The organism is Moorella glycerini, from assembly GCF_009735625.1.
Classification (GTDB): Bacteria; Bacillota; DSM-521; order Neomoorellales; family Neomoorellaceae; genus Neomoorella; species Neomoorella glycerini.
Genome location: NZ_CP046244.1, coordinates 1,331,360 through 1,355,474 on the forward strand (window position 1 = coordinate 1,331,360; position 24,115 = coordinate 1,355,474).

Annotated in this window: 25 protein-coding genes, 6 tRNA genes and 1 other RNA gene; all 32 read left to right on the forward strand. The window is 57.2% G+C overall.

The features are described from left to right. Positions 1 to 38: 38 nt before the first annotated feature. The 32 genes from serS (at position 39) to holB (ending at position 24,089) form a co-directional block, all read left to right on the forward strand. Positions 39 to 1,322, forward strand: coding sequence for a serine--tRNA ligase (gene serS, locus MGLY_RS06650; protein WP_156272613.1), 1,284 nt, complete (start codon positions 39 to 41; stop codon positions 1,320 to 1,322). A 13-nt stretch (positions 1,323 to 1,335) separates the two neighbouring features. Further along, the gene (locus MGLY_RS06655) at positions 1,336 to 2,799 is read left to right on the forward strand and encodes a sensor histidine kinase (protein ID WP_156272614.1); all 1,464 of its coding nucleotides are present in this window, start codon (positions 1,336 to 1,338) and stop codon (positions 2,797 to 2,799) included. Next, positions 2,771 to 3,436 carry a response regulator gene (locus MGLY_RS06660; protein WP_156272615.1) on the forward strand — a complete coding sequence of 222 codons (666 nt, stop codon included), beginning with the start codon at positions 2,771 to 2,773 and terminating at the stop codon, positions 3,434 to 3,436. Before MGLY_RS06655 ends, MGLY_RS06660 begins: the two co-directional genes overlap by 29 nt. A gap of 113 nt (positions 3,437 to 3,549) precedes the next feature. Further along, complete coding sequence (locus MGLY_RS06665; RefSeq protein WP_156272616.1) at positions 3,550 to 4,074, forward strand: DoxX family membrane protein; 525 nt, start codon at positions 3,550 to 3,552, stop codon at positions 4,072 to 4,074. Positions 4,075 to 4,223: 149 nt separating this feature from the next. Further along, a tRNA-Ser gene (locus MGLY_RS06670) sits at positions 4,224 to 4,314 on the forward strand. Between the two features lie 16 nt (positions 4,315 to 4,330). Then, positions 4,331 to 4,426: transfer RNA gene (locus tag MGLY_RS06675), tRNA-Ser, on the forward strand. 99 nt (positions 4,427 to 4,525) lie between these two features. Then, positions 4,526 to 4,602: transfer RNA gene (locus MGLY_RS06680), tRNA-Arg, on the forward strand. A 13-nt stretch (positions 4,603 to 4,615) separates the two neighbouring features. Beyond that, positions 4,616 to 4,692, forward strand: a tRNA-Arg gene (locus MGLY_RS06685). Positions 4,693 to 4,717: 25 nt separating this feature from the next. Next, entirely contained in the window at positions 4,718 to 5,173 is a 456-nt protein-coding gene (tadA, locus tag MGLY_RS06690; RefSeq protein WP_156272617.1) for a tRNA adenosine(34) deaminase TadA, read from the forward strand. Next, a tRNA-Ser gene (locus MGLY_RS06695) sits at positions 5,160 to 5,255 on the forward strand. The genes tadA and MGLY_RS06695 overlap by 14 nt, the downstream gene beginning before the upstream one ends. 139 nt (positions 5,256 to 5,394) lie before the next feature. Then, a tRNA-Ser gene (locus tag MGLY_RS06700) sits at positions 5,395 to 5,490 on the forward strand. A gap of 21 nt (positions 5,491 to 5,511) precedes the next feature. Beyond that, an RNA gene (gene ffs, locus MGLY_RS06705) (signal recognition particle sRNA large type) lies at positions 5,512 to 5,776 on the forward strand. Positions 5,777 to 5,848: 72 nt separating this feature from the next. Then, a complete protein-coding gene (gene dnaX / locus MGLY_RS06710; RefSeq protein ID WP_211662098.1) occupies positions 5,849 to 7,588 on the forward strand; it encodes a DNA polymerase III subunit gamma/tau in 1,740 nt (579 codons plus the stop codon). Between the two features lie 26 nt (positions 7,589 to 7,614). Then, the gene (locus MGLY_RS06715) at positions 7,615 to 7,923 is read left to right on the forward strand and encodes a YbaB/EbfC family nucleoid-associated protein (protein WP_211662136.1); all 309 of its coding nucleotides are present in this window, start codon (positions 7,615 to 7,617) and stop codon (positions 7,921 to 7,923) included. A gap of 3 nt (positions 7,924 to 7,926) precedes the next feature. Next, the gene (gene recR, locus MGLY_RS06720) at positions 7,927 to 8,526 is read left to right on the forward strand and encodes a recombination mediator RecR (protein WP_156272619.1); all 600 of its coding nucleotides are present in this window, start codon (positions 7,927 to 7,929) and stop codon (positions 8,524 to 8,526) included. A gap of 66 nt (positions 8,527 to 8,592) precedes the next feature. Beyond that, complete coding sequence (locus MGLY_RS06725; RefSeq protein WP_156272620.1) at positions 8,593 to 8,859, forward strand: DUF2508 family protein; 267 nt, start codon at positions 8,593 to 8,595, stop codon at positions 8,857 to 8,859. Beyond that, on the forward strand, positions 8,849 to 9,124 hold the full coding sequence (locus tag MGLY_RS06730) for a pro-sigmaK processing inhibitor BofA family protein (RefSeq protein WP_156272621.1): 276 nt from the start codon (positions 8,849 to 8,851) through the stop codon (positions 9,122 to 9,124). Before MGLY_RS06725 ends, MGLY_RS06730 begins: the two co-directional genes overlap by 11 nt. Before the next feature lie 250 nt (positions 9,125 to 9,374). Further along, positions 9,375 to 9,938, forward strand: coding sequence for a hypothetical protein (locus MGLY_RS06735; protein ID WP_246187432.1), 564 nt, complete (start codon positions 9,375 to 9,377; stop codon positions 9,936 to 9,938). Between the two features lie 30 nt (positions 9,939 to 9,968). Next, complete coding sequence (locus tag MGLY_RS06740) at positions 9,969 to 11,051, forward strand: ferredoxin oxidoreductase (protein WP_156272623.1); 1,083 nt, start codon at positions 9,969 to 9,971, stop codon at positions 11,049 to 11,051. Next, entirely contained in the window at positions 11,051 to 11,839 is a 789-nt protein-coding gene (locus tag MGLY_RS06745; RefSeq protein ID WP_156272624.1) for a thiamine pyrophosphate-dependent enzyme, read from the forward strand. The genes MGLY_RS06740 and MGLY_RS06745 overlap by 1 nt, the downstream gene beginning before the upstream one ends. Next, positions 11,829 to 12,413: a 2-oxoacid:ferredoxin oxidoreductase subunit gamma family protein gene (locus MGLY_RS06750; protein ID WP_156272625.1), complete on the forward strand. Its 585-nt coding sequence runs from the start codon at positions 11,829 to 11,831 to the stop codon at positions 12,411 to 12,413. The genes MGLY_RS06745 and MGLY_RS06750 overlap by 11 nt, the downstream gene beginning before the upstream one ends. Positions 12,414 to 12,516: 103 nt before the next feature. Then, the gene (locus MGLY_RS06755) at positions 12,517 to 12,822 is read left to right on the forward strand and encodes a 4Fe-4S dicluster domain-containing protein (RefSeq protein WP_156272626.1); all 306 of its coding nucleotides are present in this window, start codon (positions 12,517 to 12,519) and stop codon (positions 12,820 to 12,822) included. Positions 12,823 to 13,077: 255 nt separating this feature from the next. After that, a complete protein-coding gene (locus MGLY_RS18770) occupies positions 13,078 to 13,203 on the forward strand; it encodes a cyclic lactone autoinducer peptide (RefSeq protein WP_211662099.1) in 126 nt (41 codons plus the stop codon). Positions 13,204 to 13,385: 182 nt separating this feature from the next. Continuing rightward, positions 13,386 to 14,015, forward strand: a complete 630-nt coding sequence (locus MGLY_RS06765) for a cysteine hydrolase family protein (RefSeq protein WP_156272627.1) — start codon at positions 13,386 to 13,388, stop codon at positions 14,013 to 14,015. Between the two features lie 866 nt (positions 14,016 to 14,881). Then, entirely contained in the window at positions 14,882 to 15,805 is a 924-nt protein-coding gene (fmt, locus tag MGLY_RS06770; protein WP_170290951.1) for a methionyl-tRNA formyltransferase, read from the forward strand. 311 nt (positions 15,806 to 16,116) lie between these two features. Next, the gene (locus tag MGLY_RS06775; protein WP_156272629.1) at positions 16,117 to 17,511 is read left to right on the forward strand and encodes an FAD-binding oxidoreductase; all 1,395 of its coding nucleotides are present in this window, start codon (positions 16,117 to 16,119) and stop codon (positions 17,509 to 17,511) included. A gap of 13 nt (positions 17,512 to 17,524) precedes the next feature. Continuing rightward, entirely contained in the window at positions 17,525 to 18,883 is a 1,359-nt protein-coding gene (locus MGLY_RS06780; protein WP_156272630.1) for an FAD-binding oxidoreductase, read from the forward strand. An 18-nt stretch (positions 18,884 to 18,901) separates the two neighbouring features. Continuing rightward, entirely contained in the window at positions 18,902 to 20,197 is a 1,296-nt protein-coding gene (locus tag MGLY_RS06785) for a (Fe-S)-binding protein (protein WP_156272631.1), read from the forward strand. Positions 20,198 to 20,280: 83 nt separating this feature from the next. After that, complete coding sequence (locus tag MGLY_RS06790; RefSeq protein WP_156272632.1) at positions 20,281 to 21,057, forward strand: polysaccharide deacetylase family protein; 777 nt, start codon at positions 20,281 to 20,283, stop codon at positions 21,055 to 21,057. Between the two features lie 51 nt (positions 21,058 to 21,108). After that, positions 21,109 to 22,539 (forward strand): aminotransferase class I/II-fold pyridoxal phosphate-dependent enzyme, encoded by a 1,431-nt coding sequence (locus tag MGLY_RS06795; protein WP_156276255.1) that lies wholly within the window; start codon positions 21,109 to 21,111, stop codon positions 22,537 to 22,539. Positions 22,540 to 22,580: 41 nt separating this feature from the next. Further along, a complete protein-coding gene (gene tmk, locus MGLY_RS06800; RefSeq protein WP_211662100.1) occupies positions 22,581 to 23,216 on the forward strand; it encodes a dTMP kinase in 636 nt (211 codons plus the stop codon). Next, positions 23,217 to 24,089 (forward strand): DNA polymerase III subunit delta', encoded by an 873-nt coding sequence (gene holB, locus MGLY_RS06805; RefSeq protein WP_170290953.1) that lies wholly within the window; start codon positions 23,217 to 23,219, stop codon positions 24,087 to 24,089. Positions 24,090 to 24,115 lie beyond the last annotated feature (26 nt).

Consider the following 24,115-nt stretch of genomic DNA (forward strand, 5'->3'; position numbering starts at 1 on the left):
GATTATCCACACTAAGCGGATGAAAGGGGAGCAGTATTTTGCTGGATATTAAGCTATTACGCCAGGATCCGGAAAGGGTGGCCAGGGCCCTGGCCCGCCGGGGCCTGGAAGCCGGGCTGGAGCACTTTCTGGCCCTGGATGCCAGGCGCCGGAAGCTCCTGGTGGAGGCCGAGGGATTGAAGAATAAACGCAACCAGGTATCGGCCGAAGTAGCCCGGCGCAAGAAAAACGGCCAGGACGCTACGGAGTTAATTGCCGCCATGCGCGAGGTCGGCGACCGTATCAAAGAACTGGATGCGGACCTGCGCGCCGTGGAAGAAGAACTCCAGCAGGAGATGTTAAGGATTCCCAATATACCCCATGCTTCCGTGCCTGATGGCTTGAGCGACGCTGATAACATGCCGGTACGCCACTGGGGCGAACCGCCCCGCTTTGCCTTTGAGCCGCGGCCCCACTGGGAAATAGGGGAACAGCTGGGCATCCTCGATTTTGAGCGCGGCAGCAAGGTGGCGGGGGCGCGTTTTGTCTTTTACCGCGGTGCCGGGGCGCGCTTGGAGAGGGCCCTGATAAATTTTATGCTGGACCTTCATACCATCAAACACGGTTATACGGAAATTTTCCCGCCCTATCTCGTCAACAGCGCCAGCATGGTGGGCACCGGCCAGCTGCCCAAATTTGCCGGCGATATGTTCCATGTTGAGGGGACGGATTACTACTTGATACCCACCGCCGAGGTACCGGTTACCAACCTTTACCGGGGAGAGATTCTGGACGGCGATTTGTTGCCCATTTACCACGTGGCCTACAGTGCCTGTTTCCGGGCCGAGGCCGGGGCGGCCGGGCGGGACACCCGCGGCCTCATCCGCCAGCACCAGTTTAACAAGGTCGAGCTGGTCAAATTTACCCGGCCGGAGGATTCCTATGAAGAACTGGAGAAATTGACCCGGGATGCGGAAGAGGTCCTGCAGCTCCTGGGCCTTCCCTACCGGGTGGTGGCCCTCTGCGCCGGGGACCTGGGTTTTTCGGCGGCCAAGACCTATGACCTGGAGGTATGGTTCCCCAGTGCCCGCACCTACCGGGAGATCTCTTCCTGCAGCAACTTTGAGGACTTCCAGTCCCGCCGGGCCGACATCCGCTTCCGTCCCGGCCCCAAGGAGAAGCCGCGGTTTGTCCATACCCTGAATGGATCGGGGGTGGCCGTGGGGCGGACGGTGGCGGCCATTCTGGAGAACTACCAGCAGGAGGACGGCACGGTAGTTATCCCTAAAGCCCTGAGGCCATATATAGGTGGCCTGGAAACCATCCGGCCGGAGCAGGGCTGACCAGGAGCGGTATATGAACCCTTCCCTCCACTTCCTCACCAGGGATAACTGGTACTGGTCCTTACTTTTGTTTGTTTACGGCCTGTCTTTTTTCCTTATGGGTTTTGGCATCATAATCCAGGCGCGGCGGGGGAGCGACCTGCGCCTGGGGAGGCGCTTGCCCTTGCTGGCCGTCTTCGGCCTTTTGCATGGCCTGGTAGAGTGGGGTTACATTTTTATTCCCACTGCTATAGTTGCTGAAGGCTGGCAGACCATGAGGGGGATGGCCGTCAACGGCGGCCATGCCCTGCTCCTGGCCCTTTCCTACCTTTTTCTGCTGGCCTTCGGCATCAATCTCCTGGCGGATACCAGGGGATGGCCGGCCTGGATGAGGTTTCTGCCCCTTGCCTGTTTCGGCGGATGGCTGCTGTTTTCTGCCCTGTCTTTGCCGCAGCAAAGCACGGCTGTCGCTTCCTGGTTGATCCTTATTGAAATTACAGCGCGTTATTTACTGGCCGCCCCCGGGGCGGCGGCAAGCGGGCTGGCCATCCTGGCCCAGGGGGATGAGCTGCGGCATTTAAGGCGCGGCTCTTTAAGATTTTTCCTGGCGGGTGCTGCCGGGGCCTTATTCCTTTATGCCTTTGGCGGGGGATTGATCGTTCCGCCGGCACCTTTTTTCCCGGCCAGTTTTCTTAATACTTCCCTGCTGTTGCGCCTGGGCCTGCCAGCCCAGGCCCTGCGCATCCTCAGCAGCATCCTGGTCGCCTTCTTTATTTTCCGGCTCCTGGACGTTTACGATGCTGAGGAAAGGCACTACCGGGAGACGGCCAGGGAGCGGGAAATGATCTGGCGGGAAAGGGAAAGAATCCGGCGGGACCTCCATGACGGTTTGATCCAGTCCATCTACGGGCTGGCCCTGGGCCTGGAACACAGCCGTTCCCTGCTGGCCGAAAACCCGGCGGTGGCGGCAGAGAGGCTCGCTGTGTTGAAACACCAGGCGGAAGAGGTGATTTCCGGCCTCAGGGGATACCTGGCCGGCCTGCACCTGGGGCGGGAACTGCCGGCCGACCCGGTGGCCCTGATGAAAAGAGTGGTGACCGAGCGGGTCGGCGGTACCGGCTTAAAGGTTAACTGGTGCATCCGGGGTAACGGCCGGCCTCACCTGGATGCCGACCAGCGGGATCATCTTTATCACATGCTGATTGAGATTTTAAGCAATATACGCCGCCATGCCGGGGCCAGCGAGGCCTGGATCGGCATTGACCTGGGGGCCGGCGGTTTCAGGGTGGAAATTAAAGATAATGGTACCGGCCTTCCTGCCAAAGTGCCTGCCGGCGGTCTGGGCCTGGAAAACCTGCGGCAGCGGGCGGCCCTGGCCGGAGGCTGGCTGGAAATTGAAGGCTGGCCCGGGGCGGGAACAACCGTAACCTTCTGGCTGCCCTATGGAGGCGATGGGGAGGGGAGAGACCATGGCCATTCGCGTGGTGCTGGTAGATGATCATGTCGTAGTCCGGGAGGGGCTGCGGGCCCTCCTGGCCGGGGAAAAGGATATTGAGGTGGTAGGGGAAACCGGCAGCGTCGCCGAATTACTGGACCTGGTGGAAGAAGCCCGGCCGGAAGTGCTGGTCATGGACCTCCAGCTGGGCAACGGCCAGAACGGGGTGGAGGCTACCAGGACCTTATTGCAGAGATGGCCTGACCTCAAAGTCGTTATTTTAAGCATGTACGACGACCGCGAACTCGTTTTCCGCGCCTTGGAGGCCGGGGCAATGGGCTATGTTTTAAAGCGGGCCGGGGTGGAGGACCTGATCCGGGCCATACGCCTGGTGGTCAGGGGCGAGGCCTTTCTCGATCCCCAGATTGCCCGGCGGGTTATTGACGGCCTGCAGCAGGGGTTGCCGGCAAACAGGGTCGATGGGGACGAGAGGGTGGAATTGACCGACAGGGAGATTGAGGTCCTGCGCCTGGCTGCCGAGGGCCTGACCAATGCCGAGATTGCCCGGCGCCTGTTTATCAGCGTCAAGACCGTCCAGGCCCACCGGGCCAGCCTGATGCAAAAGCTGGGTCTCCATGACCGCGTGGACCTGGTTAAGTATGCCATCAAAAAAGGCATTCTAAAATTGGATGCTGATTAACGCGGGTTATAGGGTTTAGACCCTAGGAAAAAATCGGGTCACCAACCTATGGGTTCTTTCTCCCCCTGGAGTTATAGTAAATATGGAGACTATCACGAAGGGGGAGAGGGAAGATGCGTAACTTTCTGCGCGACCGGCGTTTAAGCATTGTCTGGACCCTTTTGCGGATATGGCTAGGCTGGCAGTGGCTGGAGGCCGGCCTGCACAAGTTTAGTGATCCTAAATGGATGCAAACCGGTGAAGCATTGAAAGGTTTCTGGGCCAAGGCCGTCGGGGCCTTGCCGGGGACCACATCAGCCATTAAGTATGGCTGGTATGAAGCATTTATCCGTTCATTACTAAACGGCGGCCATTATACCTGGTTTGCCAAGCTGGTAGTTGCCGGTGAGATTTTAACGGGTATTGCCCTGATTCTTGGAGCGGCAACCGTATTTTCCCTGTGCATAAGCGCCTTTATGAACCTTAATTTTATGCTGGCCGGTAGCGCCAGCACCAACCCGGTGCTGTACACGGTGGCCATTATTCTGCTGGTGGCCGGAAGCTCTGCCTACTATTACGGTATCGACCGGCTGGCATTAAACTACTGGCAGCGCAATAAGGAAAAAGTAACGGGCGAGCCACTTTCGGCCCATAAGTAAAGAAAAACTAAAGCCCCGGTAGCCAAGTTACCGGGGCTTTGTATTCCATTGCGGGAGTTGCTTCAAGCACCACTGTTTTTAACATACGTCTATTTCACATTTAATTGACAGCAGAGGTAGGGGTGTGTTATACTATCCTTGCCAGTTACGGAGGGGTGTCCGAGCGGTTTAAGGAGCTGGTCTTGAAAACCAGTGATGCTCTTACGGGCACCGTGGGTTCGAATCCCACCCCCTCCGCCAGTTACAAAAAAGGCGTGGAGAGATGGCCGAGTAGGTCGAAGGCGATCGCCTGCTAAGCGATTGTACGGGACTAAAACCTGTACCGTGGGTTCGAATCCCACTCTCTCCGCCAGAGGATGCCGGCGCCGGGAGGCGCCGGTTTGACTTTACGGCCTTGACTTAAGCCGGCATCTCTGCTACAATAAACGGTGCCAGCAGAAAGAGAGATTGTGCGCCCGTAGCTCAACGGGATAGAGTAACTGGCTACGAACCAGGAGGTTGGGGGTTCGAGTCCCTCCGGGCGCGCCATTTTTTTATCCGTGCGTCTGTAGCTCAGGTGGATAGAGCAGCGGTTTCCTAAACCGCGTGGCGGGGGTTCGAGTCCCTCCAGGCGCACCAGAGATTATCAGCGAGGGGGTCCCATGTGGACCACCGTTTCTATATGGGGGAAGCCCTGGCCGAGGCGGAAAAGGCCTTTACCCTGGGGGAAATCCCCATTGGTGCCGTTATAGTAGACGGGGAGCGGGTCATTGCCCGGGCCGGCAACCGGCGGGAAACATGGGGTGACCCCACGGCCCATGCCGAGATTATCGCCTTAAGGGAAGCTGCCCGGGTACGGGGTAACTGGCGGTTGACGGGTACTACCCTGTACGTTACCCTGGAACCCTGTCCCATGTGCGCCGGGGCCCTGGTGCAGGCCCGGGTAAGCCGGCTGGTTTATGGCGCGGCGGATTTACGTGCCGGGGCCGTAGATTCGGTAGTCAACCTGGTGGAGAATTCCCATTTTAACCACCAGGTGGAGGTTATCCCCGGCATCCGGGAAGAGGAATGCCGGGAGTTGTTAAAACGCTTTTTCCAGCAGTTGCGGAGAGATGGCTGAGCTGGTTGAAGGCGCTCGACTCGAAATCGAGTAGGCGGCTGAAGAAGTCGTCTCGTGGGTTCGAATCCCACTCTCTCCGCCAGCAAAAGGTAATGAAGGGGTGCTGCAGTTATGAATAGCCTCCCCTTTTTATTTTACCAAACTCCAGGTTTTGATCTTCTGTAACGGCTTGCATTTAGCCGCAGTTAGCTGTATAATTTATACGACCACCAGATTTGCGCGGAGAGATGGCTGAGCTGGTCGAAGGCGCTCGCCTGGAGAGCGAGTAGACGGGTCACAAACTCGTCTCGTGGGTTCGAATCCCACTCTCTCCGCCATTTTAATTTTTATAGCTTTGACCGTGCTAGACGGGGAGGTAGCGGTGCCCTGTAACCCGCAAACCGCTATAGCGGGGTCGAAGTCCCACTGGCGGGCCTGACCTGTGGGGTCCGGCCGGTGTAAGGGGCGAAGAGAGCCGGGTCCTGCGCGACGAGAACTCATGAACCCCGTCAGGTCCGGGAGGAAGCAGCGGTAAGTGAGCACCCTCGGGTGCCGCGGGAGCGCCTGGTTGGAGTTACCTGCGCCGGTAACGCCCGGAGGCCATGTTCAACAGTGGGTGCACGGTCACCTAAAGAGACGGGAAGGGATTATTCGGCAGGGGAATAATCCCTTTTTTAATAGGAAAAGAAGGTGAGGATGTTGGCCCAGTACCAGGCCCTGTACCGCCAATGGCGGCCGCGCACCTTTGCTGAGATAGTGGGACAGGAACATATTACCCGCACCCTGCTCAATGCCCTGCGCAACCATCGCCTGGTCCACGCCTACCTTTTCTGCGGTCCCCGGGGCACCGGTAAAACCAGTACCGCCAAAATCCTGGCCAAAGCCGTCAATTGCCAGTCGCCCCGGGAGGGAGAACCGTGCAATGAGTGTCCCAATTGCCGGCGCATCAATGCCGGTAACTCCCTGGATGTCCTGGAAATCGACGCTGCCTCCAACCGGGGCATCGATGAGATCCGCGAGTTAATTGAAAAGATCCCCCTGGGGCCGGTAGAGGGCCGCTACAAGGTTTATATTATCGATGAAGTCCATATGCTGACGCCGGAGGCCTTTAATGCCCTGTTAAAAACCCTGGAAGAGCCGCCGGTCCATGCCGTCTTTATCCTGGCCACCACGGAGCCGCGCAAGGTTTTACCAACCATCCTTTCCCGCTGCCAGCGTTTTGATTTTCATCCCCTGACGGTAGCGGCCATCAGCGGGCGCCTGCAGGAAGTGGCGGCGGCCAATAAAGTCCAGATCGAGCCGGCGGCCTTAAGCCTTTTAGCCCGCAAGGCTGCCGGGGGGTTACGCGATGCTTTAAGCCTTTTGGACCAGATCCTGTCCACCGGCAACCAGGAGATCATTACTGCGGCGCAGGTAGCCGCTACCCTGGGTACGGCGCGCCTGGATATCCTCCTGGCCTTGACTGATGCCCTGGCTGCCGGCGATGGGGCCGCCATGCTCCGTCTGGTAGATACGGCCCTGCAGTCGGGGGTGGAACCCCAGCGGCTGCTGGAGGACCTGCTGGAGCATACCCGCAACCTCCTTCTTTTGCATATGGACCCCCGGGCGGGGGAATTTACCGGCCTCCTGCCGGAAGAAGTGGAACAGGTAGCGGCCCAGGCGCAAAAATTTACCCCCCGGCGCCTGTTAGACCTCATGGAACGGCTGCAGGAGGGAGGAGCAGCCCTGCGCTGGAACAACCAGCCCCGGGTCCTGCTGGAGATGACCCTGGCCGGCTTCCTGGTCGACCCCGGCCCTTCCCTGGACGACCTGGCCCGCCGGGTGGAGGAATTGGAAAAAAGCCTGGCCGCCCTGGCAGGCAGGGGGGAGGTAGCAGCGGGCCGGCAACCGGCAGCAGGGAGGCCGGCAGGACCGACCGGGCCGGGTACCCACGATCGGGGGCACGCTGCTGCAGTTATGAAGGCGGCAATGCGGCCGGTCGACAGGCTGGGGGTAGCACCGCTTCCCGCCAGCCAGGCCGGGCCGGAGCCGGGAAACCAGGCCCGGCCGGTGGCAGGAACGGCAGGGGGAGCGGAAAAAGACCCGGGGTCATCGGAAACCCAGTTAGAATTATTTACCGTCCAGGAGCGCTGGCCGGAGGTCCTGGCAGCGGCCCGCCGGGAAAGCGTTCACCTCCAGGCTTATTTACGGGCCGGGGAGCCGGCGGCTGTCAGTGGGGATAGCCTGACCCTGGAAGTCAAAACGGATTTCCACCGCGGCATGCTGGAACAGCCCGCCAACCGGCAGAAGGTGGAAGCAGTCCTGGCCAGGGTTTTCGGCCGGCCCCTCAAGCTCGTTATTACGGCGGGGAGGCCACCTGTGGACGGGGTGAGCCAGGAAGTATTAGCTAAGCTGGTAGAATATTTCGGCCCCGACAAAGTGGAGATCAAGGATTAAAAAGGAGGACGGTTAAGCCCGTGGGTATGAACAATATCAACAAGATGATGAAGCAGATGCAAAAGATGCAGGCCCAGATCGCCAAACTCCAGGACGAGCTGGGGGAAAAGACAGTGGAAGCAGCCGCCGGCGGCGGTGCCGTCGTGGTTGTGGCCAACGGCCGCCAGGAAATTGTCAGTATTAAAATTGACCCGGTTGCTGTCGATCCTGAAGATGTGGAGATGCTCCAGGACCTGATCCTGGCCGCTGTCAACGAAGCCCTGCGCCAGTCCCAGGAAATGGTGGCCAGGGAAATGGGAAAAATTACCGGTAATATGCGGCTGCCGGGGTTTTAAAAGATGTATTACCCGGAACCCCTGAACAAACTGATTGTAGCCCTGGGCAAACTGCCGGGGGTGGGGCCTAAAACCGCCCAGCGCCTGGCCTTCCATCTCCTTAACGCCCCGGCGGCAGAGGCGGAAAACCTGGCAGCAGCCATCCTGGAGGCCCGCCGGAAGACCCATTATTGCTCTGTATGCGGTAACCTGACCGACCGCGATCCCTGCCTCCTGTGCACCGATCCGGAAAGGGATCAGGGCATCATCTGCGTGGTGGAGGAGGCGCGGGACATTGTGGCCCTGGAAAAAACCCGCCAGTACCGGGGATTGTACCATGTTTTGCAGGGCTCCATTTCGCCCGTGGACGGGATAGGGCCGGACCAGCTCAGGGTTAAAGAGCTTTTACGGCGTCTCCAGGGAGGGAAGGTCAAAGAAGTAGTCCTGGCCACCAATGCCGATGTGGAAGGAGAGGCTACGGCCCTTTATCTGGCGCGGTTATTAAAACCCATGGCCGTCAGGGTAACCCGCCTGGCTTATGGCCTGCCGGTGGGGAGCGATCTGGAATACGCCGATGAAATTACCCTGGCCCGGGCCTTCAGCGGCCGCCACGAAATGGAATAAAAAGTAGGCAAGAAATTATTCCCAGCTGCATATTTTATAAGCAAATGGCAGTTGGGAGGTGGCCGCATGCAGGAGTGGAGCCTGAACGCAGACCTGGAAGTGCTGGCCGAAGCTATCAGGGAGGCCCGGGCAGAATGGTGGGCGGCCCAGCGCTTTTTTGCCGAGGTAACGGAATCCGATCTGGTGGATCAGGCCATCTACCGTCTGGAGGCGGCAGAAAGGAAATATATGTACCTGTGGAAGCTGGCTCGTAACCGGCAACAAAAAGACGGCCTGCAAACGCAAGCCTGTGGCGGGGAAAGCGGGTTAAGGAGTGGTACCTGTGGGCGGTGATACCGTACAGCTTATACTGGCCGGTGTTTTCTTGTTATTTCTTGTTTATCTTATAGGCGGCCTTTTATTAAAACCCTTGAAGTTAGTTTTTAAGATTGTTGTTAACTCCTTGTTCGGGCTTCTCCTCCTCTGGGCCTTTAACTTTTTTGGCGCCTATTTTCATTTTTTTATCCCCCTGAACTGGCTCACTGTTTTAATCGCCGGTTTCCTGGGCCTGCCCGGGTTAATCCTGCTGATTTTTTTGCGCCTGGTCCTGGGGACGTGAGGGAGGGATGCACCAGCGTTGGCCCGTAGCACCGGCAGTCCGGTTAAAGCCGGGCTTTTTTATTTTTAGGCGGTCTTTCAAAGCGGGTGGCATGCCTCATTCGGGAGTATGCTATTCTTGCAGGAGCGCATACTAACCACCGGGGTGAAGAAAAGCGCGTATCGTTGAGGCATACCTGGGGGAATACGGCAGCGGCAAGTCGGAAAACGCCGTTAACCGGGCTATTTTTTTACGGGAGCAGGGCCGGCAGGTGACCCTGGCCGACCTGGATACCGTGGAACCATGTTATACTTTACGACCCCTTAAACCCAAGCTGGAAGCCATGGGCCTCAAGGTACTGGGCTGGGAAACGCGGCAGGTCACCGGCTGGGGTGAAGCCGGGACGGTCCTGCACCCGGCCGTCCGCTGGGCCCTGCACCGGGAAGGGGACGTGATCATCGATGTCGGCTACGGCACGGCCGGGGCCGGTATATTGCATTTACTGGAAGGAGCGGAAACGGCCCCCGATCTCCGGGCCCTGGCTGTGATCAATACTGCCCGCCCGGCGACGGCCACGGTTGAGGATATTATCGCCCACGTCCGCTCTTTAGGCCGGGTGGACGGCCTGCTGAACAACACCCACCTGGGGGAAGAGACAACGGTAGACCTCATCCAGGCCGGGGCCAGGAAGGTAACTGCTGCGGCCCGGGAATTAAACCTCCCGGTAGTGGCCACGGCAGTATTGTTCGAGATGGCCCCTTTAATCGGCGAGCGCGATATTTGTGGTAACCCTGTCCGGGCAATCAAACGCTACATGCCCCTGGCATTCTGGTAAAATTATTTTTCGCAGGAACGGGGTGTATTTATGGCAACCAGGCCTGTTACGGGCGAGCAGCGGGCCTTCATGACCGGCAACGAGGTGGTGGCCTGGGCGGCCCTGGCCGCCGGGGCCGACATCATGTACGGCTACCCCATTACGCCGCAGAATGAAATCATGCACTACTGGACCCGGATGGCGCCCAAATATGAACGGGGTTTTCTCCAGACGGAAGATGAAATCGCCGCCGGTTTTGCCACTGTCGGGGGCGTCCTGGCCGGTAAAAGGGCCTTTACGGCCACGGCCGGGCCGGGCAACGTCCTGATGCAGGAAGCCATGGCCATGGCCGAGATGATGCGCCTGCCCACGGTAGTGGTGGTAACCCAGCGCGGCGGCCCTTCGACGGCCACGGTCATCTATTCCCAGCAGGAGCTCAATCTGACCTGTTTCGGCGGCAATGGCGAGGGCTTGAGGATCGTTTATTCCCCGGCCTCCCATGACGAGCTGTTTCTTTATACCATTAAAGCCTTTAACAGTGCCTGGAAATACCGTTTCCCCACCTTTGTCCTGGGGGACGGGTATCAATCCAAAATGCGGGAACCGGTAACCATCTTCGACCCTGAAGCCCGGGGCATTACCATGGAACCGTGCCGCCCCATGGTGGGCCTGCCGGGGGAAAAACGCGACCCGGCCCACCTGCGCAATACCTATAACCTGGAAGATGAGCTTTACGAGGTCCTCACGGCGGCCATTAAAGAATATGAAGCCATCTCTCCCCGGGTAGTCGAATGGGACACCTACGCCGTCGATGATGCCGACCTGCTTATTATTGCCCACGGGGTTGTTTCCCGGGCCGCCCGGGCGGCCGTTGTTTCCCTGCGGGAAGGAGGCTTCAAGGCCGGCTATTTCCGGCCCGTGACCTTAAGGCCCTTCCCGGAGGAAACCTTGAGGTCCCTGGCAGCCCGGGCCCGCAACCTCCTGGTGGTGGAATCGGCCTACGGCCAGCTAAAACGGCTGGTCCAGGTAAGCCTTTACGGCCTGGAGACGCCGGTCACCGGCTACCTGCGGCCGGGAATGGGGATTACGCCGGAAGAAATAGTGGAGTTTATCCATGCGAAGGAGCTGATCTAATGGCCATCGCCGCCCAACCGCAAATGCCCCGGGTCTGGCGGGCGGAGACCAAGCCCCACAAGTTTTGCCCCGGCTGCGGCCACGGTATTGTCCTCAAGGCCCTGGGGGAAGCTATCGACGCCCTGGACATCCAGGAACGGACCGTCTTTGGTTGCGACATCGGCTGCTCCCTGCTTTCCTGGGACTTTTTCAACCTGGACACCGTCCAGACCCACCACGGCCGTACCACGCCGGTGCTGGTGGGCATCAAGCGGGCACGTCCGGAACTGGTGGTCGTTTCCTACATGGGCGACGGCGGCGCCTACGCTATCGGCGCCCAGCACCTGGTCAGCAGCGCCAGCCGTAACGACCTGGTGACGATTATCGTGGTCAACAATACCGTCTACGCCATGACCGGCGGCCAGATGGCCCCGACCACCCTGCCGGGACAGAAGACGGAAACGACCCCCTATGGCCGCGACGCCAGGCTCACCGGCCGGCCCATCCTGGGCCCGGAACTGGTGGCGGCCATCGCCCCGCCGGGAGCCTACGTCGCCCGGGGGAGTATAGCCAATATCGTCCAGCTGAAAAACTTTATTCAGAAAGGCCTGCAGAACCAGCTGGAAGGCCGGGGAATTGCCTTTATCGAGGCCCTGTCGTCCTGCCCCACCAACTGGCACACCAATGCTGCCGCGACCTGGCGCTTTGTGGAAAAAGAAATGACGGCTTATTTCCCTGTGGGGGAACTAAGGATACCGGCAGAGAAACCGTCCGGCCGGTTCCAGGAGGTACCACCTTATGGGTCTTAATCTCAAAATCGCCCTGGCCGGGGAAGGAGGGCAGGGGGTACAGTCGGTGGCCGAGATTATTACCGAGGCGGCCTATCAGGCCGGCTTCCAGGCCCTGTATATCCCCAATTTTGGCGTCGAACAGCGGGGCGGCGTTTCGGTGGCCTTTGTCCAGATAAGCAGGGAGCCGGTGAGCGCGCCCAAGTTTACTACCGGTGATATTGTGGTAGCTTTGAGCCGCCGGGCCGTGGAACGGGTACGGCAGTATGTGGGCGAAAAGACTTTACTGGTTTATGAGGCCGGCCTGGAAGACGACGTGCGGCGGGTTTACGGGGAAGAACAGAGACGCCTGGCCGTCCCGGCCCTGGCCATAGCCCAGGAGGAAATGCACCCCAGGGTCTTTAACGTCATCATCCTGGGAGTACTGGTGGGCGTAACGGGCTTTTTAGAGCGCCGGCATGTAGAACAGGCCCTGGAACGCCAGTTTGGCCATAAGTTTGCTCAGGACCCGGGCCTCAGGGAATTAAACTACCGCGCCCTGGAAAGGGGGTACGAGATAGGAAGTGGGAAGCGAGAAGTGGGAAATGGGAGATGAGATTATAGCCAAATGTATTTGCAGCATAACCAGTTGTTTTGAACGAGTTTGGTACTGGGTACCCGCGCCTGCGAAAGAGTTATTTTAAAAGGAGCGAAAGCTTTTGAGCATTGTTTTTAAGGCCATTACCACGGAAAACGGCAAAGGTATCTTTCACCTTTTCCCCGCCCTGTGTAAGGGATGCGGTTTATGTATTGAAAAATGCCCTGTAGACACCATCGGCTGGGCTAAACAACTGGGGGCCTTCGGCACCCCGGTGGTAGAGCCGGGTCACGGGAAACCCTGCATTGCCTGTAAAAAATGCCAGCTGGTCTGCCCCGATGCCGCCATCTGGATCGAAAGGCGCGACGGCAAGGGCCGGGATACTAGCCTGACGGCTGCCCCGGAAAAGCATATCAAGCATAAGTAAAAACCAGGCAATACCTACCCTTTGTTGCTACCGCCCGGCGCGTTGCTGGAGGCGGTTTATTGTTGTCCTGACCATGGCATAGATAACTTGCCGCGGAGTGCTACGGGCAATAAATTCCAGCAAAGGGCCTACTTTAGTAAACATCGCCCCTCACGAACGATTTAATTTTCGCGGCTTCCTTAGGATTGTTACTGTAGATATTCACGCTACTGACGGCAGGTTATAAGTTGATGCAGCAGCCAACCTAGCGCTCTGTTGGGCGTCCGACCGACCAGCTGGCTGGCCTGGTATCAGCCGGAAGCTCCCCGGGAGTTGTTGAAGGGTCTGTTGCCAAAATGGAAGGTACTTGTAATTGGGAGGTCGAATTATAAGGATGGATAATGGGGCCTTGCTAGAACTAAATCCAAAACTGGCCAGGGGAATGAACTTGTGAATAATAGGTTTATGGCTTTATTTAGATGGTTTGGGACGCGTACGGGCAGGCGAAACGAGACGATAAAACGAAACGAACAAAATTAGATTTCAATTAGATTTCAACATTAGATTGGATTGGAGGTATGGCTATGGGTAAAACTGCTTTGTTAATTATTGACATGCAAAATGATTTCTGTTTGCCAGGAGCACCTTTTGAGGTAAGTGGGGCTTTGAAAGTGGCAGCCAAGATTAAAGAGGCTTTGGAGGCCTGTCGTAAAAATGGTCTACCTATAGTCCATGTTATCCGTCACTACCGGCCTGATGGCAGCGATGTAGAAATTACCAGGTATGAGGCCTTTTTAAATGCAGGTGGAGCATTAATTCCAGGCAGTAAAGGGGCAAAAATTATTGAGGAATTGAAGCCCATAGAGGGCGAATACCTGATTGTCAAACAGCGGTGGAGCGCTTTCTTCCAAACTGAACTGGATATATTATTAAAGCGCTTGGGTGTAGACCAAGTGGTCATAACCGGCGTTCAAACTCCAAATTGTATAAGAGGAACTGTTTGGGATGCCAATTCCCTAGATTATGAAGTTATTGTTCTAACTGATGGAACCGGGGCTAAAACACCTGAAGTGCACGAAGCCAACCTTTTCGATATGAAAAACATTGGAGTAAAGTTAATGACCACGGAAGAATTTATTAAAAGTTTGCCTGCTCCCCCAAAGGAAAACTTGATAGCTAAAATACGAGGCGATATCGAAAAGAAAAAAGAATAAGTAAAACACTCCCTTGCAGACAAAGAAGGTATTCACGGCAGGGCTTTTTGACCAGGTCAGGTGGTCGTGCCGCATATCCTTGGGGATTAGGCGAGTGGACCCGGTAGCCAGCCTTATTAGATAATATAGCAGGTGTTTTGACAGTAAAAGGGGTTAAGCTATACTTAATTGTGAAAATAGACACAAAAGCGGAGTGGAAGTGGAGGAAAAGCGGAAAAGATACGGGGAATTAAGGGTTAAGTATAATTTAAATAGGGGGAAAAGCAGTCATACTAACTTTATTGTCTTTATTGATATTATGTAGCCTGATCGTGTAAAATTAGTGTATCATAACTTCCGGGGGGTTTAAAGGTGCGTTTTGTGACCGTCCGGTGGCCGTACTTTCCAACATAGAAGAAAAATATCTGGAAGAGTACTTGCAAAACCTGCGCCGCCTCCGGGCAGTACTGGCTGTAAAAAATATGCAAGCAAGAGCCCGGGAAAAAGGATTGGATAAAATTAAGGACGCAGAAATTGAAGCTGAAATTAAAGCCGTTAGACGGAGCCGCGGCCAATGAAAATTATCATCCTTCGGAATTTATCTCCCTTTGGTGAAATATCAAACCTGAATAATGCAGTTTAGCCTGGAGGGTTTTACGAGGAGAAAAGCAAAGTTCTAGGACGGGGACGGACCGCTCTCCGGTCGGAAAGACATAGTCTGAAGGAAGATAACAGCCTGGAGAAGAGCATATGGTCTGATAGCCTGATGGTTGCTCCGGAAAAGCATTGACAGGGATGGCGGTATGAGGATATATTAAATATAGAGGGAAAATTTATAACCACCTTCTGCCTGCCGGGATAGGGAAATATGGGAGGTGAGATGTTTTTTGCGTATTATCTTTATTGGCCAGGCGCCCTTTGGTAAAGATTGCCTGCAAGCCCTCCTTGACCAGGGGGAAGATATTGCAGGCGTCCTCACCGTCCCGGACCGGCCGGGGCAAAAGGGGCCCAATCCGGTTAAAGAACTGGCCCTGGAGCGCGGTTTACCCCTCTTGCAGCCGGCGCGTTTGAAGGAACCGGAAGCCTTGACGTGGGTTAAAAACCTCCGGCCCGACCTGCTGGTGCTGGCCTTCGTAACCGATATTGTCCCCCGGACCATGATTGACCTGGCTACCTGCGGTGGCATTAATTATCACCCTTCATTACTACCTAAATACCGCGGCGGCAGTGCCATGAACTGGGCCATTATCAACGGCGAAACGGAAACGGGCGTTACCATCCATCAGATTGATGCCGGTATTGATACGGGTCCCATTATTCTGCAGCAGAAAGTGGCCATCGACCCTGATGATACGGTAAAGTCATTATACTTTGAGAAACTCTACCCCCTGGGCGTGCAAATGGTAGCCGAGGCCGTCCGTTTAATCCGGGAGGGGAAGGCCAATCCGGTGCCCCAGGATGAAAGGCAAGCTTCTTTCCAGCCGGTAATTAAAGAAGCAGATGTGAGAATTGACTGGCGGCAAAATGCCCAAAAGATTTACAACCTTATCCGCGGTTCCAACCCCAACCCGGGGGCCTGGACTACCTTCCGGGGGGAAAAGCTAAAGATATGGGAAGCCACGTCCTGCCGGGGTCAGGGCGATCCGGGCACAATAATCGAAATCGCAGGAGAGGAAGGCTTTGTTATCGCTACAGGGGAGGGGGCCATTCTGGCCCGGCGGGTGCAGCACGGCAGCTCCCCTGACAAGATGCCCGCTACCCAGTTTGTAACTGCCGCCGCTATCCAGCCAGGTGAACAGGTGGGCATTTAACAATATTTCCTGTCTGCTGGTTAGACCATAAGACAGGAAGCTAATGAATGAAAATGGGAGAAAAGGCTTTATCCAGGGGCTTTTCTTGCCTGCCTGAAGGGCATTATAAGCCAGACAATTCTTGACACCTGTCCAAAGTTACTGCTAGATTTAAATTAATGAATATTATACCTTTGTTATATTAATAACAAAATAGACGGGGGCTGGTACTGGCGAAAATATACTTTTTACCCTGGTCGCACCGCTGGAGAGTGGTGTTTAGATAGAGATCTGGCCCTGATTTTTAATGGAGAAGGGAGAGGGGTTTAATAATGGTCGATCAATCAACCCTTAACGAACTGGTGAGAATTGTCGGCAAAGAGAATGTACTTACCTCTAAAGTATCTTTGAATACCTATATGTATGATGCTTCCCTCGTTTACGGCCAGCCCGAAGTCATTGTCTATGTACAAAATGCCCGGCAGATAGCTGCTATTTTGAAACTGGCCAGCAGTAAAAAGATCCCGGTAACCCCCCGGGGGGGCGGTACATGCTTGAGCGGCGGTGCCGTACCGCAGCGCGGCGGGATAGTCATTGTCATGACCAGGATGAACCGTATCCTGGAGATTGATCCTGAAAACCGCGTGGCGGTGGTGGAACCGGGTGTTACCAATATGGAACTGCAAAAGGCCGTCGCTCCTTATGGTCTAGTTTACATGCCCGACCCGGCCAGCCAGAAGGTATCGACAATGGGAGGCAACCTGGGGGAGAACTCGGGCGGCATGCGCGGGATTAAATATGGCCTTACCAAGGACCATATTATCGGGATGGAGCTGGTTTTATCCAGCGGTGAAATTGTGCAAATCGGAGGCAAACTGGAACCGATAGCCCAGGAATTAAACCTCAATGCCCTCCTGATCGGTTCGGAAGGCAACCTGGGCATTGCTACCAAGATCATTTGCAAGTTGACACCTGCACCCAGGGCCAACCGTACCATGCTGGCCTCTTATAAAACTCTCGAAGATGCAGGCACGACGGTTTCCGCCATCATTGCCCACGGCATTATCCCCTGTACCCTGGAACTGATGGACAACAAGATCATCAATGCCGTTGAAGACTGGCTGCATATCGGTTTACCTGTAGACGCGGGAGCTATACTCTTGATTGAGGTTGACGGCTGGGATGCCGGCCTGGACCGCCAGGCGCAGCAGATAATGCATATCTGCCGGGAGAACGGCGCTACCGATGTGAAGCTGGCCCAGAATGCCCGGGAACGGGATAACCTGTGGACGGCGCGGCGCATGGCCATTGGCGCCATTGGCCGCCTGGCCCCCAATTACGATATGGAAGATGCCACCGTACCCCGCACCAAATTACCGGAAATCCTCAAGGAAGTTAACCGCTTGAGCCAGGAATTTAACGTCCCCATTGGCATGCTGGCCCATGCCGGCGACGGCAACCTGCATCCCCTGGTTCTTTTCGATGAGCGTAATAAAGAAGAAATGGAGCGGGTGGAAAAAGTCAGGGCCGCCCTTTTCCGCAAGGCCCTGGACCTGGGTGGCACCCTGTCGGGTGAACACGGCATTGGCCTGGCCAAACTAGAATTTATGCGCTGGGCCTTCAACCCGGAGGAACTCCAGTTTTTACGCCGGGAACGCCTGGCCTTTGATCCCAGTGAGATATTGAACGCCGGTAAAACTGTACCCGATACTGATACGGCGGCCTGAGGAGGACGGCAATATGCGGCAAGAAATCATTCATAAGCTGGAGAAGATCGTTGGCAGTGGGAATTGCCAGGTAGAGGTAAACATCCGGCGCCAGCACGGTTTCAGCGAAGCAGCCCTGCCGGATGCTGTTGTCTACCCGGAGAACAGCCAGCAGGTAGCTGGGGTTCTCAAAATAGCCGGCGAGGAGGGTATACCTGTGGTACCCTGGGGAGCTGGTACCATGGCCTGGCGGGGTCTGTTACCGCTGGCAGGGGGACTGGCTGTTAACCTCACCCGGATGAATAAAATTATTGAATATGACTATGAGAACATGACGGCCTATGTGGAAGCAGGTATCTCTTTAAAGGACCTGCGGGAAACCTTGCAGTCCCATAACCTGTACTGGCCCGTCGAGCCGGTAGAACCGGATACCTGCACCGTTGGGGGGTGTATAGCTGCCGGTGCGGCAGGACCCAGCAAGCTCGGTTATGGCGATGTTAAATTCCATATTTTAGGCCTGGAAGTTGTTTTACCTACCGGTAAAATTATCCACACCGGCGGTAAAACGGTTAAAAACGTCCAGGATTATGATAACACCCGCTTTCTGGCCGGCTCCTGGGGAGCCCTGGGCATTATCACAAAGGCCATGTTGAAATTAAGGCCCGTGCCGGAAAAGGAAACGACGGTTTTCTTGCCCTTTAAAGAACTGGCGGCAGCCATAGCGGCGGCCCGCACCCTCAGGAATGATACCTTACCTGTGGCCCTGGAATGGCTGGACGGCGCCGCCACGGCGGTACTGGCCCGGGCCGGGTGGAAACCCATTGGTGCAGGCCCCGGCGTCCTGGTAAGCTACAATGGTTTTAGCGAACAGGTAGATACCCAGGTAGATTATGTTAAAAAACAATTTTCGGCAGCCGTTATCCTGGAAGGAGAAGCGGCCGCGGTCGCCTGGCAGGCCCGCCGGCAGCTCTTCCCGGTCTTTGCCAGCCAGAAAGGTGCCATCCTGGCCAGCGTGGCCGTACCTTTTACCGCCATGGAAGAATTTTTAACCCGGGCCCGCTCCGAACTGGACCAGAGCTGCAAAGAGGCAGCCCTGGCAGCTCATTTCGGCAACGGGCATATCCATATCCTCCTGGAGGCGGCTCCCGGCGCCTATGCCGGCGTCCAGGAAACTGTTAATCGCCTTGCCTCCCTGGCCGGTAACCTGGGCGGGCTCCTGATTGTAGATAATATCAATGACCTGACTTTAACGCGGCGCTGGGTTGAGGCGCGGGGGAAAGCTGTGCTGGAACTCCTGGCCCGGCTTAAGGCTGCCTTCGACCCGCAGCGGATTATGGCCCCCAACAGCAAGGTCCTGGCGTATGTTATTGATACTACCAGGCTGGCATCCTGAGACGAGGAGGAACAGGTCATGGTCAAGACTTTTCGTCAATTTGAAGAGGATATCGTACGTTGTAACCGGTGCGGCTTTTGTGAGGAGGTATGTCCTACCTACAAGGCAACGGGTGAAGAGTTTTCCCTGGCCCGGGGACGCAACCGGTTGATGCGCCAGTCCATGGAAGGCCACTTTGATTTAACCAAAGAGCCGGAGATAAACCACCATATTTACTCCTGCCTTCTTTGTGGCGCCTGCGTCGTCACCTGCCCCTCCTCCGTCATTACCGATACCCTGGTTAAGGCTGCCCGGGCAGAAATTACCCGCGCCAACGGTAATCCCTTCCCTATCCGCATGGCCCTGCACGGCGTCCTGGCCAGGCAGCGGCGCCTGACCCTGGGGGCGAAAGCCTTGCGCTTTTACCAGCGCAGCGGCGCCAGATGGCTCGCCCGCCATACCGGCTTCCTGGGTTTGCTGGGGTCCCTGGGTAAGGCTGAAGGGCTGCTACCTGACATTCCGGCCCGGACCTTAAGGGAGCGCTTGCCGGAAATTTTAAAGAAGCCCCTGAAACCCCGGCATAAAGTGGCCTATTTTGCCGGTTGCATGATGAACAACTTCTTCCCCCAGGTCGCTGAGGCGAGCTTGCGGGTTTTCCAGGAAAACGACATTGAGGTCGTAGTGCCAACTTCCAACTGTTGCGGTATTCCTCACGAAGCTTACGGCGAGACGGAAATGCAGATCAAACTGGCGAAAGAAAACCTGGATTCCTTTAAACGCTTTAATGTGGAAGCGGTGGTCACGGACTGCGCCAGCTGTGCTCACGGCCTGCATTATTACGCTGAACTCCTGAAAGATGACCCGCAATACGGCCCCCTGGCGCAGCAGTTTGCCGCCAAAGTAAAGGAAGCTTCCCAGTACCTGGCGGAAGTGGGCTTTAAGAAGGAAATGGGGCCGGTCAACGCTACCGTAACCTACCATGATCCCTGCCACGCCGTCCGGGGCCTGAAGGTCAAGGATGAGCCGCGCCAGATTTTAAAGAGCATCCCGGGAGTCAAATTTGTGGAGATGAACGAGTCCGACTGGTGCTGTGGCGGTGCCGGCTCCTATAACGTTACCCATTATGATTTATCGCAGAGAATCCTGGCCCGTAAGATGGCAAACTTTAAGAAAACGGGGGCCCAGTACCTGGCTACCTCCTGCCCGGCCTGCCTGATGCAGCTGGCCCATGGGCTGGACGTCCACCAGCTACCCGGCCGGGCCATCCACGTCATGCAACTCCTGGACCAGGCCTACCAGAACCGGGCTGTAAAAAGCGGCGCCAAAGCGGTCTGATGGTCACCCCCCTGAAGGGGGGCACAAAAATGCCATCATATAGCAACCTCGCGCTGAATAGGATCATCTCGGGGGGTGAGGAGATGATCCTGTTATGGCGCTGGCGCCGGGCACCCAACATCCTTATCCCGGCGCTGCTTTTTTTCCTGGGGCTCTATCTGGGTGCCAGGCTGGCCGATTATCAACCACTGGCGGTTATGGCCGGCCGGGCCAGGAAATTATTACCCATATACAGCGTTTACACGACAGATAAAAAGGTGGCCCTTTCCTTTGATGCCACCTGGGGAGCAGAGTATACACCTAAATTGCTGGCCACCTTAAAACAATATAATGTTAAAACGACCTTCTTTTTAACCAATATCTGGCTCAAGAAATACCCCGAAGTTGCCAAACAGATCGCCGCCGCCAGTCATGAAATCGGCCTGCACTCGGCCACCCATCCCCATTTTACCGCCCTGAGCGAGGCGGAAATGGAAAAAGAGCTGCAGGAAAATAGCCAGATGGTGCGGGAAATAACTGGCTATAAGGCAGAACTCTTCCGGCCTCCCTTTGGTGACTATAACGATACGGTGATCCGTACCGCGGAGCGCCTGGGGTACCGGGTTATCCAGTGGGATGTGGATTCCCTGGACTGGCAGGAAAATATGACGGCCGATGCCATCTTAAACCGGGTGCTGAAAAACATAAAACCAGGCTCCATTGTTCTCTTTCACAATAACGGACGCTATACGGCCGATGTCCTGGCTCCTCTCCTGGAAAAGCTCAAGGCCGACGGCTACCAGGTCGTGCCGGTAGGGGAGCTGATCATCAAGGGGGATTACTATATTGACCACGCCGGCGTGCAGCATCCCGGCCGTTGATAGATCCGAAAAAATATTTTGCAGGCCGGGGATGTGTGTTACAATAACATCGTGAAGACCCAAGGGCAAGCGCCTCTCTGGGAGGCGCTTTTAAATTACCGGCGACAGCTACTTAATTCCTGGCATACGCCGGGTCATAAGGATGGAGCCTATACCTGGCCCTCCTGGCGGCAGGTCCTGGGGGAGGAAACCTTAGGGATGGACCTGACCGAGGTGCCGGGACTGGACAACCTGGCCTGTCCCGGCGGGGTGATCCGGGCGGCCCAGGAGAAGGCTGCTGCCTTTTACGGGGCGGCGCGGACCTTTTTCCTGGTGAACGGGGCCAGCAGCGGCCTCATGGCCGTTATCCTGGCTACCTGCCGGCCCGGGGATGAAGTTTTATTGCCCCGTTATGCCCACCGGGCTGTTTTTAATGGTTTGATCTTAAGCGGGGCCAGGCCGGTTTATTTAGAAACAGAATGGTTAACTTCACCAGGTCTCCCCCTGGGGGTAACCCCGGCAGTTTTAGCCAGGACTTTGCAGGCCCATCCCCGGACCAGGCTCCTGCTCCTGGTCCACCCCACCTACGAGGGCATCGTCCCCTGGAGCAAGGAACTAATCGCCCTGGCCCATGACCATGGCCTGGCCGTCCTGGTGGATGCTGCCCACGGCGCCCACTTCGGCCTTAACCCGATGCTACCGCCCTCACCCCTGGCCCTGGGGGGCGACTACGTGGTGCAGAGCACCCACAAGACCATGGGGGCCCTTACCCAGGCGGCCATGCTGCACCTGCGGGAAGCCGGGGCCGGAGATACGATAGCAGCGGCCTTAAACCTTTTACAGACCACCAGCCCTTCCTATTTACTCCTGGCTTCCCTGGACGTGGCCCGGCTCCTGGCGGAAGAGCGGGGCCGGCGGGACTGGGGCCGGGCTGTGGCCAGGGCGCTGCGGCTGCGGGAAAAACTGGCAGCAGCCGGCATACCCTGCCTGGCTCCTGCCGATGTGACTGGACCTGCGGCCGCCGGCCTGGATGTCACCCGCCTGTTGCTGCCGGCGGCCCCCTTCGGTGCCAGCGGGTCGGAAGTAGCCGCCTTCTTACGACGCGCCGGTCAGGAAATAGAGCTGGCCGGGCCGGACTATATCCTGTTAATCATCACCCCCGGCGACGGCGCGGCCAAAATAAAATCTCTCCTGGCGGCCCTGCTGGCCCTGCCGCGGCCGGCCGGGCAGCTGCCACCGGCAGCAAATGATAAAGGGGGAGCAGGTCCCGGCCCCCGGATCGCCCAGCCCCGGCAGGCGCTGACGCCCCGGGAAGCCTGGCTGGCCCCCCGGCGGGAGATACCCTTAAGGGAGGCAGAAGGCTGGATTGCGGCAGAATTGATCGCCCCCTGTCCCCCCGGCCTGGCCCTGGTCGTACCGGGAGAGGTCCTGACCGGGGAAGTAATTGCCAGGCTGGTATACTTGCGGGGGCCGGAGGGTAAGGTGCTGGTAGTAGATGGATGAGAAATGTTTATTCTTTAGGAAAAAGTGCAGGTGATTTTTACGTGCCTGGCGGCCTGTTCATTACCCTGGAGGGGCCGGACGGCTCCGGTAAGACCACCCAGATGGAACGCCTGGAATGTTTCTTACGCAGGCGGGGGTTTACCGTTGAATGTACCCGGGAACCCGGCGGGACGCCCCTGGCCGAAGCCATCCGGCAACTGCTCCTGGAACCGCGCTATGGCCCCATTGATGCCCGGGCCGAAATCCTGCTTTATGCTGCCGCCAGGGCCCAGCATGTAGCCGAACGCATCCGGCCGGCCCTGGCAGCAGGAAAAGTAGTCCTCTGCGACCGTTTTACGGATTCCAGCATCGCCTACCAGGGCTATGGCCGCAGGCTGGGGGTGGAACTGGTGCGCCAGGTTAACAGCCTGGCTACCAGTGGCCTCCTACCGGATCTTACCCTCTTAATCGACGTGCCGGTAGAGTTAGGCCTGGCACGGCGCCGGGGGAAAAGCGCCGCCGATCGCCTGGAGCGGGAGGACCTCGCCTTTCACCGGCGGGTACGCCAGGGTTACCTGGAATTGAGCCGCCTGGAGTCGCAGCGAGTCCACCTCATTGATGGTACCGGGTCCCCGGATGCCGTGTGGTCGCAGATTGAAAAGGTAGTAGAACCTTTGCTGGAGTTGAGGAAAAGCTAAATGGCAGCAGGAGAGCAGTTACCCACCGCGAAGCCCCCAATTGCCATGACTGCCCGCCACCAGCTGCGGCAGGCCCTGCAAAGGGGGAAACTCGCCCATGCCTACCTCCTGGCAGGTGGCAGTGAGGCCGCGAGGTTGGAACTGGCTAGGTACCTGGCTGCGGCCCTGAACTGCCAGGAGCCCCGGGAGGGGGAGCCCTGCGGCCGCTGTCGTTCCTGCCAGCAGATGGCTGGCGGCAACCACCCGGACTTTTATCTCTGCAAGCCCCAGGGCGTCACTCTAAAAATTGACCAGATCCGGGAACTGGAAAGGCAGTTGACCTTCCGGGCCTTCCAGGGAGGGGCCAGGGTGGCCGTCCTGGCCGGGGCCGATACCATGACCGAAGCAGCAGCCAACTGCCTGCTAAAGACCCTGGAAGAGCCCCCGGAAGGAGCCTATCTTATTTTACTGGCTGCCCAGCCGGACTTATTGCTGCCGACCATCCGTTCCCGCTGCCAGGAACTGCACCTGGGCGGGGAAGGCGGGGTGTCACCTGCCGGAGCTACCTACTGGAACCGCCTGGCAGGGGCCGGTTTAGTAGCTATGCTACAGGAAATCCTGCCCGAGCTGGAAAAGGAGGAGGATCTCCCGGCCGTTCTCCAGGCCATGGCCCTGGCCTGCCGGGACCAGCTGGTCTGGCAGTTAACAGGAACGGCAACACTATTACTGCAGCCAGGGTACCTTTTACCGGTACCCCTGTCACCGGCGCAAGCCTGGCGCTGTTTCTGGCTTATCCAGGCTGCCCGGGCGGCCATTGAACGCAATGCCAACCGCCACCTGGCCCTGGAGGTCTTGATGTTTAACCTGCACCGGGAACTGGATAAACAGTATTAATCCTTGGCTGGTGCTGCGTCAGCGGC